6 protein-coding genes are annotated in these 11,602 nt (G+C 72.3%); 5 read left to right on the top strand and 1 reads right to left on the bottom strand.

Annotated features, from left to right (window positions below; translation table 11 throughout):
- The first annotated feature begins 143 nt into the window (after positions 1-143).
- On the top strand, positions 144-1,085 hold the full coding sequence (locus OJ962_RS02250; RefSeq protein ID WP_202953233.1) for a LysR family transcriptional regulator: 942 nt from the start codon (positions 144-146) through the stop codon (positions 1,083-1,085).
- An 85-nt stretch (positions 1,086-1,170) separates the two neighbouring features.
- On the opposite strand, the gene OJ962_RS02245 is transcribed toward OJ962_RS02250, so the two are convergent.
- Positions 1,171-1,914: an alpha/beta fold hydrolase gene (locus OJ962_RS02245; protein WP_202953232.1), complete on the bottom strand. Its 744-nt coding sequence runs from the start codon at positions 1,912-1,914 to the stop codon at positions 1,171-1,173.
- 75 nt (positions 1,915-1,989) lie between these two features.
- On the opposite strand from OJ962_RS02245, the gene OJ962_RS02240 reads away from it, so the two are divergent.
- Genes OJ962_RS02240 through OJ962_RS02225 form a run of 4 tightly spaced genes read left to right on the top strand, consistent with a single transcriptional unit; the run spans position 1,990 to position 11,555 of the window.
- Positions 1,990-7,752 (top strand): HAMP domain-containing protein, encoded by a 5,763-nt coding sequence (locus tag OJ962_RS02240; RefSeq protein WP_202953231.1) that lies wholly within the window; start codon positions 1,990-1,992, stop codon positions 7,750-7,752.
- On the top strand, positions 7,739-8,572 hold the full coding sequence (locus OJ962_RS02235) for a CheR family methyltransferase (protein WP_270006149.1): 834 nt from the start codon (positions 7,739-7,741) through the stop codon (positions 8,570-8,572). Before OJ962_RS02240 ends, OJ962_RS02235 begins: the two co-directional genes overlap by 14 nt.
- Positions 8,569-9,123 carry a chemotaxis protein CheB gene (locus tag OJ962_RS02230; RefSeq protein ID WP_202953230.1) on the top strand — a complete coding sequence of 185 codons (555 nt, stop codon included), beginning with the start codon at positions 8,569-8,571 and terminating at the stop codon, positions 9,121-9,123. The genes OJ962_RS02235 and OJ962_RS02230 overlap by 4 nt, the downstream gene beginning before the upstream one ends.
- A complete protein-coding gene (locus OJ962_RS02225) occupies positions 9,120-11,555 on the top strand; it encodes a SpoIIE family protein phosphatase (protein WP_202953229.1) in 2,436 nt (811 codons plus the stop codon). Before OJ962_RS02230 ends, OJ962_RS02225 begins: the two co-directional genes overlap by 4 nt.
- Positions 11,556-11,602 lie beyond the last annotated feature (47 nt).

Raw genomic sequence — 11,602 nt, 5'->3', positions numbered from 1 at the left:
GAGGCCGCCGCCTCGCCGCCCCGCGCCGCCGCGGCCTCGTCGGCCGCCGCCGCGCGGGCGGCGCACATCGTGGTCGCGGCCGGCGGCCACGCGGACGTCTCGCCGGGCGGTGTCGTGCTCGTCCTGCCCGCGGCGGTCGGCTGATGGAGCTGCGGCGGCTGCGGTTGCTGCTCGAGCTCTCGCGGCGCGGGACGATCGCGGCGGTCGCGGACACGCTCGCGTACAGCCCGTCGTCGATCTCGGTGCAGCTGGCCGAGCTCGAGCGGGAGGTGGGAGTGAAGCTGCTGCGGCGGGTCGGGCGCAACGTCCAGCTCACGCCGGCGGGCTGGCGGCTCGCCGAGCACGCCGAGCGGGCGCTGGCGGCGGACGAGGCGATCCTGACCGAGCTCGCCGGCCTCGGCGGTACGCCGCGCGGGCGCGTGCGGGTCACGTTCGTGCAGACGCCCGCGCTCGCGCTGTTGCCGAACGCGCTCGCGACGCTCGCGCAGACCGCTCCGGACCTCCACATCGAGGTTTCCCAGCGGGAGACGCGCCCGGCGCTGGAGGAACTGCGGTCAAGAGCGGTGGACGTCGTGCTCGGGATCGACTACGACCCCGCGCCGGTCGCGCGCCACCGCGACGTGCACCGGGTCGACCTGATCCGCGAGCGGGTGCTGATGGCGGTGCCGGCGACGCACCCGCTCGCCACCACCGGCGAGCCGATCCCGCTCGCAGCCGTCGAGCACGCGGTCTGGGCGGCGGGCCACCACGGAACGGGCCACGCGGCGTCGGTGGAGGCGCTGTGCAACGGGCTCGGGGGCTACGCGCCCGACGTCCGCCACCGCACCGACGACGCGCTGATCCTGCGCGCGCTCGTCTCCTCGGGAGGCGTCGTCACGCTGCTGCCCGCGCTGATCGCGTCCGCGACCGACCGCGTGGCCGTGCGGCCGGTGGCCGAGGGGGAGGTGCTGCGCACGATCTTCACCGCGGTCCGCGCCACCGCCGCGGGCCTCCCGGCGGTCGTCGCCGTCCGCGAAGCCCTGCGCGCGGCCGCGCACGCCGCGGTCGCCGGCCGAGACGACGTTACGGTGATCCCAGAAACCTAAAGGGGGACAGTCCCCTTTAGGAACAAAGACCTGCACATCGCAGGTTTCGGGCTACCGGTGAAACCTAAAGGGGGACAGTCTCTCTTTAGGTTCGGAGGAACGCGACGACCTCCGGCGTGACGGCCTCCGCGAACTCGTCGAAGAACCCATGGCGGCCGCCCGCCGTGATGCTCAGCCGCGCGGCCGGGATGCGGTGCGCGAGCAGGCGCGCGTTCTCGACGGGCGCCATCCGGTCCTCGCTGCCGTGCAGCACCAGCGTCGGGACCGTGATCCCCGGCAGCCCGTCCCACGCGTCGTGGCTCGCGCTCACCCGCAGGTGCCGCCGCGCCGCCTGCGGCGTGAGCCCGGGATCGCCGAGCAGGTTCGACTCGCGGCGCCCGTCCGTGTAGAAGAGCTCCAGCAGGTTCGCCCGTCGCCGCTCACGGTCCGGCTCGGCCAGCATCCGCCGCACCTCCTGCGAGCGCTCGATTGCGTGGCGCCCTCCCGGCGTCGTGCACGCCAGCACCAGCGCGCTCACCCGCCCGGGCTGGTCGATCGCGAGCCGCTGCGCGATCCGTCCGCCCATCGAGGTCCCGTACACCGCCGTTCGCGCCACGCCGACCTCGTCCAGCACGGCCGCCGCGTCCTCGGCGAACGTCGCGGTCGTCCACTCGCCGTCCGACGCCTCGGTCTCGCCCGTCCCGCGGTAGTCGAACGTGATCGTCCGCAGGCGCTCCGCGAACGGCTCGCGCAGCCCGTCCCACCACCGGTGCGAGTTCGCCTGGCCCGGCAACAGCAGCAGCGGCGGCGCGTCGTCTGAGCCTCGGACCTGGATCGAGAACTTCGGCATGACCCTGTGCACGGTATTCGCCTGAAGGTGAGTAGCCTCTGGCGCCCTGGCGCTCCGACGGAGGAAGGACCCCACGTGGCGAGTGAGACGAAATCCGAGGACGGACGGCGGTTCAGCGCCGCTGACGAGAAGGCGCTCGAGGCGATCGTCGTCGCGCTGACGGCCGCCCGGGACGGCGACTTCACCGTCAAGCTGCCCGCGCGCCGGCGCGACGTCATCGGCGACGTCCAGGCCCGCGTCAACGATCTTGTCGCCCAGAACGCGCGCGTGACCAAGGAGCTGCAGCGGCTCGCCCGCGTCGTCGGCCGGGACGGCCGCATGGCCGAGCGCGCGACGGTGCCGGACTCCTACGGCGGCTGGGCGGAGAAGATCGAGGCCGTCAACTCGCTCGTCGACGACCTCGTCCGGCCGACCACCGAGGTCGGCCGCGTGATCGCCGCCGTGGCCCAGGGCGACCTCAGCCAGAAGATGGCGCTGACGATCGAGGGCCAGCCCGTCAAGGGCGAGTTCAGCCGCATCGGCCAGACCGTGAACGCGATGGTCGACCAGCTCGGCTCGTTCGCCGACGAGGTCACGCGCGTCGCGCGCGAGGTGGGCACGGACGGCAAGCTCGGCGGCCAGGCCGAGGTCAAGGGTGTGTCCGGCACGTGGCGGGACCTGACCGACTCCGTGAACGTCATGGCCGCGAACCTGACCGAGCAGGTGCGCCAGATCGCGCAGGTGACGACCGCGGTCGCGAACGGCGACCTCACGCAGCAGGTCACGGTCGACGCGCGCGGCGAGGTGCTCGAGCTCAAGCGCACGATCAACGCCATGGTCGCGCGCCTGTCCTCCTTCGGCGACGAGGTCACGCGCGTCGCCCGCGAGGTCGGCACGGACGGCGAGCTGGGCGGCCAGGCCCAGGTCGCGGACGTCTCCGGCACGTGGAAGGACCTCACGGAGTCGGTGAACGTGATGGCGTCCAACCTCACCGACCAGGTGCGCCAGATCGCCCAGGTGACGACCGCGGTCGCCAACGGTGACCTCACGCAGAAGGTCACCGTCGAGGCCAAGGGCGAGGTGGCGGCGCTCGCCGCGACCATCAACGACATGACCGACACGCTGCGCACGTTCGCGTCCGAGGTGACCGGCGTCGCGCGCGAGGTCGGCACCGAGGGCGTCCTGGGCGGCCAGGCCGAGGTCCCGAGCGCCGCGGGCACGTGGCGCGACCTGACCGACTCCGTGAACGTCATGGCCGCCAACCTCACCGATCAGGTGCGCCAGATTGCCCAGGTGACCACCGCGGTGGCCAACGGCGATCTCAACCAGAAGGTCACGGTCGAGGCCAAGGGCGAGGTCGCGGCCCTGGCCGAGACGATCAACTCGATGACCGACACGCTGCGCACGTTCGCCGAGCAGGTGACGGGCGTCGCGCGCGAGGTGGGCACGCTCGGCGTGCTCGGCGGCCAGGCGGACGTGCCGGGCGTGGCGGGCACGTGGAAGGACCTGACCGAGTCCGTGAATTCGATGGCGACCAACCTGACCGATCAGGTGCGCAACATCGCCGAGGTCACGACCGCGGTGGCCAACGGCGACCTCAGCCGCCAGATCACGGTCGACGCGCAGGGCGAGATCCTCGAACTCAAGCGGACGATCAACACCATGGTCGACCAGCTGTCCTCCTTCGCCGACGAGGTCACGCGCGTCGCGCGCGAGGTCGGCACCGAGGGCATCCTCGGCGGTCAGGCCGAGGTGAAGGGCGTGAGCGGCACCTGGCGCGGGCTGACCGAGAACGTCAACCAGCTCGCGAACAACCTCACGAGCCAGGTGCGCAACATCGCGCAGGTGACGACCGCGGTCGCCCAGGGCGACCTGTCGCAGAAGATCACGGTCGACGCGCAGGGCGAGATCCTCGAGCTCAAGAACACGATCAACACGATGGTCGACCAGCTGTCCTCGTTCGCCGACGAGGTCACGCGCGTCGCGCGCGAGGTCGGCACGGAGGGCCAGCTCGGTGGCCAGGCCCGGGTCGAGGGCGTGTCCGGCACCTGGCGCGGGCTCACGGACAACGTGAACCTGATGGCGGCCAACCTGACCGACCAGGTGCGCAACATCGCGCAGGTCACGACCGCGGTGGCCAACGGCGACCTCACGCAGAAGATCTCCGTCGACGCGCGCGGCGAGGTGCTCGAGCTCAAGGAGACCATCAACACGATGGTCGACCAGCTGCGCGCGTTCGCGTCCGAGGTCACGCGCGTCGCGCGCGAGGTCGGCACCGAGGGCAAGCTGGGCGGCCAGGCCGAGGTCGAGGGCATCTCCGGCACGTGGCGCGGGCTCACTGAGAACGTGAACCTGATGGCGACCAACTTGACCGATCAGGTGCGCAGCATCGCCGGCGTCACCACCGCGGTCGCCCGCGGGGACCTCACGCGCAAGATCACGGTCGACGCGCAGGGCGAGATCCTCGAGCTCAAGGACACCATCAACACGATGGTCGACCAGCTGTCCTCGTTCGCCGACGAGGTCACGCGCGTCGCGCGCGAGGTCGGCACCGAGGGCAAACTGGGCGGCCAGGCCGAGGTGCAGGGCGTCTCCGGCACGTGGCGCGGGCTGACCGAGAACGTCAACCAGCTCGCGGACAACCTCACGAGCCAGGTGCGCAACATCGCGCAGGTCACCACGGCGGTGGCGCTCGGCGACCTGTCGCAGAAGATCACGGTCGACGCGCAGGGCGAGATCCTCGAGCTCAAGCGCACGATCAACACGATGGTCGACCAGCTCTCGTCCTTCGCCGACGAGGTGACCCGCGTGGCACGCGAGGTGGGCACGGAGGGCAAGCTGGGCGGCCAGGCCGAGGTCGAGGGCGTCTCGGGCACGTGGCGCGGCCTGACCGAGTCGGTCAACCAGCTCGCGTCCAACCTCACGACGCAGGTGCGCGCGATGGCGGACGTGGCCTCCAGCGTCACCCAAGGCGACCTCACCCGGCAGATCACGGTGGAGGCCTCGGGCGAGGTGGCCGAGCTCAAGGACCGCGTGAACCAGATGATCGCGAACCTGCGCGACACCACCCAGCAGAACGCCGAGCAGGACTGGCTGAAGACGAACCTCGCGCGCATCAGCGGCGCCATGCAGGGCCAGCGCGACCTGCAGACGGTCAGCCGCATGCTGATGTCGGAGATCTCTCCGCTCGTGAACGCCCAGCACGGCGCGTTCTTCATGGTCGCCGAGGAGCGGCTGCGGCTGATCGCCTCCTACGGCTACAACCGCCGCAAGAACCTCTCCAATGAGTTCCACTTCGGCGAGGGGCTGCCCGGCCAGGCCGCGCTGGAGATGAAGAGCATCCTCGTCACGAACGCGCCGCCGGACTACGTGAAGGTCACGTCCGGGCTCGGCGAGGCGCTCCCGGTCAACATCATGGTCCTGCCGATCCTGTTCGAGGAGCAGGTGCTGGCCGTGATCGAGCTCGCCTCGATCAACCCGTTCGCCGAGGTCAACCTCAGCTTCCTGGACCAGCTCAGCGAGACGATCGGCGTCGTGCTGAGCACGATCATCGCCAACAACCGCACCGAGGACCTGCTCGAGGAGCAGCGCCGGCTCGCGCAGGAGCTGCAGTCCCAGTCGGAGGAGCTGCAGAGCCAGCAGGACGAGCTCAAGCGCTCCAACACCGAGCTCGAGCAGCAGGCCAAGTCGCTGCGCGCGTCCGAGGAGCTGCTGCAGACCCAGCAGGAGGAGCTGCGCCAGACCAACGAGGAACTGCAGGAGAAGGCCGCGCTGCTGGCCCAGCAGAACCGCGACATCGAGGTCAAGAACGCCGAGATCGAACGCGCCCGCCTGTCGCTGGAGGAGCGCGCGGAGCAGCTGAGCCTCTCCTCCCGCTACAAGAGCGAGTTCCTGGCCAACATGAGCCACGAGCTGCGGACGCCGCTGAACTCGCTGCTGATCCTGAGCAAGCTGCTGTCCGACAACCCGGCCGGCAACCTCACCGACCAGCAGGTGGAGTTCGCGCGCACGATCAACCAGGCCGGCACCGACCTGCTCACCCTGATCTCCGACATCCTCGACCTCACGAAGGTCGAGGCGGGCAAGATGGAGGTCAACCCGGCGCCGCTGGACACCGCCGAGGTGCTCGACGGCCTCGAGCGCTCGTTCCAGCCCGTGGCCGAGGAGAAGGGTCTCGAGCTCGTCATCGAGGCGGCCGCCGACCTGCCCGTGGTCATCTCCGACGACCAGCGGGTCGCCCAGGTGCTGCGCAACCTGCTGGCCAACGCCGTCAAGTTCACCGAGCGCGGCAGCGTCAAGCTCACGCTGGAGCCGGCCCGCGAGCCGTACGCGGTCGCGTTCACGGTCACCGACACCGGCATCGGCATCCCGCAGGACAAGCTGATGCTGATCTTCGAGGCCTTCCAGCAGGCGGACGGCACGACCAGCCGGCGCTTCGGCGGGACCGGCCTCGGCCTCTCGATCAGCCGCGAGATCGCGCGCCTGCTCGGCGGCGAGGTGCGCGTCTCCAGCACGGAGGGGGAGGGGTCGTCGTTCACGCTCTTCCTCCCGGCCGAGCTGCCCGCGATCGCCGAGCCGGTCGAGCTCGAGCCCGACGCCTACGAGGAGCCGCTCCCGCCGGCGCCCGAGCCCGCCGGCCAGCCCGAGGCGCTCCCGGACGACCGCGAGCAGGTCAGCCAGGGCGACCGCGTCGCGCTGATCGCCGACACCGACGTCGACCGGGCCACGCAGCGGCTCGACGACGCCCGCGCCGCCGGCTTCAAGGGCCTGGTGGCGATGCGCCCGGCGACGACGCTCGCGCTCGCGCAGGAGCACCGCCCGGACGTGATCCTGCTCGGCCTCGGGGCGGGCGAGGAGCCCGAGACGCTCGGCCGCCTCAAGCGCGACCCGCGCACCCGCCACCTGCCGGTGCTCGTCCTCGCCGACGAGGGGCGCCGCCATGACCTGCTCGCCCACGGCGCCGCCGGCTTCCTCCCGCACGACGCGGGCCCCGAGACGCTGGCCGACGCGCTGCGAGAGGCGTCACAGCTCGGCGGTCAGCGGGTAAGGACGGTGCTCGTGGTCGACGACGACGACACCGAGCGCGGGAGCATCGCCGCCCTGATCGGCGGGGAGGACGTGCACGTGGAGGGCGTGGCCTCCAGCGAGGAGGCGCTGCAGCGGCTCGACGAGACCCGCTTCGACTGCATCGTGCTCGACCTCAAGCTCCCGAAGGCGTCCGGGTTCGCGCTGCTCGAGCGCGTGAAGGTGGACGAGCGCCACCGCAACGTCCCGGTGATCATCCACACCGGCAAGGCGCTCACGCGCCGCGAGGAGACGCGCCTGAAGCGCTACGCGGAGTCGATCATCGTCAAGGACGCCGGCTCGGCTGAGCGGCTGCTGGACGAGACGACGCTCGCGCTGCACCGCCCGCCGGAGTCGCTGGACGCCGGCAGCCGGCGGATGCTCGAGCAGATGCGCGACGCCGACGCCGCGCTCACCGGCCGCAAGGTCCTGATCGTCGACGACGACGTGCGCAACGTGTTCGCGCTCACGAACGCGCTCGAGATGCACGGGATGCAGGTCAGCTACGCCGAGAACGGCCGCGAGGCGCTGGAACGGTTGCGCACCGACACCGACGTCGACCTGATCCTGATGGACATCATGATGCCGGAGCTCGACGGCTACCAGACGATGGAGGCGATCCGGCAGATGCCCGCGTTCGAGCGGCTGCCGATCATCGCGCTCACGGCGAAGGCGATGAAGGGCGACCGCGAGAAGAGCATCACGGCCGGGGCGTCGGACTACATCACCAAGCCGGTGGACGTCGACCAACTCGTCTCGCTGATGCGCGTCTGGCTCTACGGTGACCGCGACTGATCACGACCGCGAGCTGGAGGGCCTCGAGCTCGACCTGCTGCTGGAGGCCGTGTACCGGCGCTACGGCTACGACTTCCGCGGCTACGCGCAGGCTTCGCTGCGGCGGCGGCTGTGGCGGCGGGCCGACCTGGAAGGGCTGCGCTCGCTGTCGGGCCTGCAGGAGCGCATCCTGCACGACCCGGGCTGCATGGAGCGCCTGCTCGCGGACCTCTCGATCAACGTCACCGCGATGTTCCGCGACCCGGGCTTCCACCGCGCGCTGCGCAGCGACGTGCTGCCGGAGCTGCGCACGCACCCGTTCGTGCGCGTGTGGGTCGCGGGCTGCGCGACCGGCGAGGAGGTCGTCTCGGTCGCGATCGCGCTGCGCGAGGAGGGCATGCTCGACCGCACGCGCATCTACGCCACCGACATGGACGCCGACGTGCTCGCCCGCGCCCGCACCGGCTCGTTCGCGCTCGAGAAGGTGCGCGACTACACGCGCAACTACATCTCCGCGGGCGGGACGGAGGCGTTCAGCGCCTACTACGCCGTGGCGGGCGAGCGCGCCGTCTTCGACCCCGAGCTGCTGCGCCCGGTGGTCTTCGCCCAGCACAACCTGGCCACGGACGGCTCGTTCAACGAGTTCAACGTCGTGCTCTGCCGCAACGTGCTGATCTACTTCGGGCGCGATCTGCAGGACCGCGTGCTGCGGCTGTTCGACGAGAGCCTGCCGCGGCGCGGGGTGCTCGCGCTCGGGCGCAAGGAGACCCTGCGCGGGACCGCGATCGAGGATCGCTACGAGCCGGTCGTCGAAGCTGAGAGGATCTACAGGCGGACATGACCGGGTACCGGCTGATCGTCATCGGTGCCTCCTGGGGCGGCCTGCACGCCGTCGGGGAGATCCTCGCGGGTCTGCCCGCGGACTTCGAGCCGACGGTGCTCGTCGTCCAGCACCGCGCCGAGGACGCCGAGGACCTGCTCGCCGGGCTGCTGGACCGGCGCGGGCCGCTGCACGTGCGCGAGGTCGAGGACAAGGACGCGCTGCACAGCGAGTGCGTTCTGGTCGCGCCGGCGGGCTACCACGTGCTCGTCGAGCCGGACCACTTCGCGCTTTCCACGGAGGCCGAAGTGCGCTTCAGCCGCCCTTCGATCGACGTCACGCTCGAGAGCGCCGCCGACGCGCTCGGCCCCGCGGTCGTGGGCGTCGTGCTCACGGGGGCCAACGACGACGGCGCCGAAGGCCTCGCCGCGGTGCGCCGCCGCGGCGGATACGCGATCGTGCAGAACCCGGCGACGGCCGAGGCGTCGACGATGCCCGCCGCCGCCCGCGGCTCGGCGTCCGTGGTCGCCGAGCTGCCCGATATCGCCGCGCTGCTGCGGGAGCTCGCATGACCGATCTGCCCGCCGTCCTGCTCGTCGACGACCGCGAGGAGAACCTGATCGCACTGCGGGCGGTCCTGGAGCCGCTCCCGTGCCGCCTGGTCTCGGCGATGTCAGGGGAGGAGGCGCTGAAGGCGCTGCTGCTGCAGGACTTCGCGGTCGTGCTGCTCGACGTCCAGATGCCGAACATGGACGGCTTCGAGACGGCCGAGCTGATCAAGGGCCGCGCGCGCACGCGGACGCTGCCGATCATCTTCGTCACCGCAATCTCCAAGGAGCGCGAGCACGTCTTCCGCGGGTACGAGACCGGCGCCGTCGACTACGTGTTCAAGCCGTACGACCCGGAGATCCTGCGCTCGAAGGTCGCCGTCTTCCTCGAGCTGGACGCCAAGTCGCGCGCGGCGGCCCGCAGCGAGGCGATCCTGCGCGCCGCGTTCGAGGACGCGCCGATCGGGATGGCGCGGCTGGACCTGGAGGGGCGCGTCGACGAGGCCAACCGGGCACTGGCGGCGCTGCTCGGCCAGCGGCCCGCCGATCTGCGCGACCGGCTGCTGGACTCGTTCGTCCACGGGCAGGACCGCCGCCTGGTCGCCGACGGAATCGCGCAGCTGGACGCAACCACAGCGTTCGAGTGCGAGGCGCGGCTGCTCGTGTCGCGCGACGAGCCGGTTCCGTGCCAGCTCAGCTGCTCGCGGGCGCGCCCGGGCGCGGGCATGGCGGACGTGATCGTCGTCCAGGTGCAGGACCTGCGTGAGCGCCGCCGCGCCGAGGCCGAGCGGGCCGAGCGGGTGCGCGCGGACGCGGCTCGCGTCGAGGCCGAGCGCACCGCGGCGCGGCTGGCGGCGATCCAGCGCATCAGCGACGCCGCGCTCGGGACGCTCGCGTTCGACGACCTGGTGCGGGAGCTGCTCAAGCGGATCGTCGAGGCGCTGGAGGCCGACACCGCCGCGGTCGTGCTCAACGAGGCCGACGGGACGGTCGTCGTCTACCAGGCGGGAGAGGCCTCCGCGCCCGTGCGCCGGCGCGCCCGCAGCGAGGCCGAGACGCCCACGAACGGCATCCAGGTCGGCTCGCTGCTCGCCGGCGCCGTCGCCACCACGCTCGAGGCGCCGCTCGTGGTCGACGGGCAGACGATCGGCGCGCTGCACGTCGGCACGCTGTTCGCGCGTTCGTTCAGCTCCGAGCACGAGGCGCTGCTGCGGCTGGCGGCCGATCGCGCCGCGACGGGCATCCAGCGCGCGCGCCTGTACCAGCGCGAGCACGGGATCGCGCAGGAGCTCCAGCGCAGCCTGCTGCCCGCGGCGGTGCCGCAGCTGCCCGGCTTCGCCACCGCCGCCCGTTACTTCGCCGCCGGGGACGGCTCCCAGGTCGGCGGCGACTGGTACGACGCGCTGGTCCGGCCCGACGGGCGGCTGCTGCTGCTCGTCGGCGACGTCGCCGGCCGCGGGATCGCCGCCGCCGCCACGATGGGGCAACTGCGCAGCGCGCTGCGCGCCTACGCGCTGGACGGGCACCCGCCCGCGGCGCTGCTCGAGCGCCTGAACGCGTTCCAGGTCGGCCTGCGCGACCGCGGCATGACGACGGTCTCGATCGTCGAGGTCGACCCGGGCAGCGGCGCGCTGCGCTACGCCAAGGCCGGGCACCCGCCGGCGCTGCTGGTCGACGCCGAGGGTCACGTCAAGTGGCTGCGCGAGGCGGCCGGCCCGCCGCTCGGGGCGCTCGACGATCCCGTCTTCACCGAAGGCACCGAGACGATCGAGGCGGGCGGCACGCTCGTGCAGTACTCCGACGGGCTCGTCGAGCTGCGCGGCGAGCCGCTGGACGTCGGCTTCGACCGGCTCGCGGCGGCGACGATCGCGGCGCCCGACGGGATCGACGAGCTCACCGACGGCGTGCTCGCCGGCACGCTCGCGAACCCGTCCGCCGAGGATGACGTCACGCTGCTCGTCCTGCGCCGCGACGGCGTCCGCCTGCGGCCCGTGGGCGAGCCGTTCCCGCGCCGGCGCACCGGCCTGCTCGCCCGCCAGCTGCGCGCCGGCTCGTGGCCGCACGAGCGCGTGCGCTCCGCCGCGGTCGAGCTTCCCGGCGGCCTGCAGGCCAGCGCGGCGGCGCGCGGCGTGGTCGCCGACACGCTGGCCGGCGTCGCCTCGCGCGGCGAGCTCGACGACCTGTTGATCATCGTCACCGAGCTGGTCAACAACGCGGTCGTGCACGGCGGCGCGACCGACGCCGGCGATCGCGTGCTCGTCCACGTCGCCGCCGCCGACGAGCGCCTGCGCGCCGAGGTCTCAAGCCGCGGCGCGCCGTTCGAGCTGCGCCCGCCGTCCGCCGTCGAGGAGCCGGGCGGGTTCGGCCTGCTGCTCGTCGATCAGCTCTCCAGCCGCTGGGGCGTCGACGGCGGCGACGACTTCTGCGTCTGGTTCGAGATCGACCGGTCCAACTAGCGCGCGGCGCGTAACGCCGCCGTACATTGGGCAGACCCATCGCTCCT

This window comes from Solirubrobacter deserti (assembly GCF_027587175.1).
GTDB classification, from domain to species: Bacteria; Actinomycetota; Thermoleophilia; order Solirubrobacterales; family Solirubrobacteraceae; genus Solirubrobacter; species Solirubrobacter deserti.
Note: the sequence above shows the minus strand (reverse complement) of the source record. Positions and strands in the feature narration are given on the sequence as shown.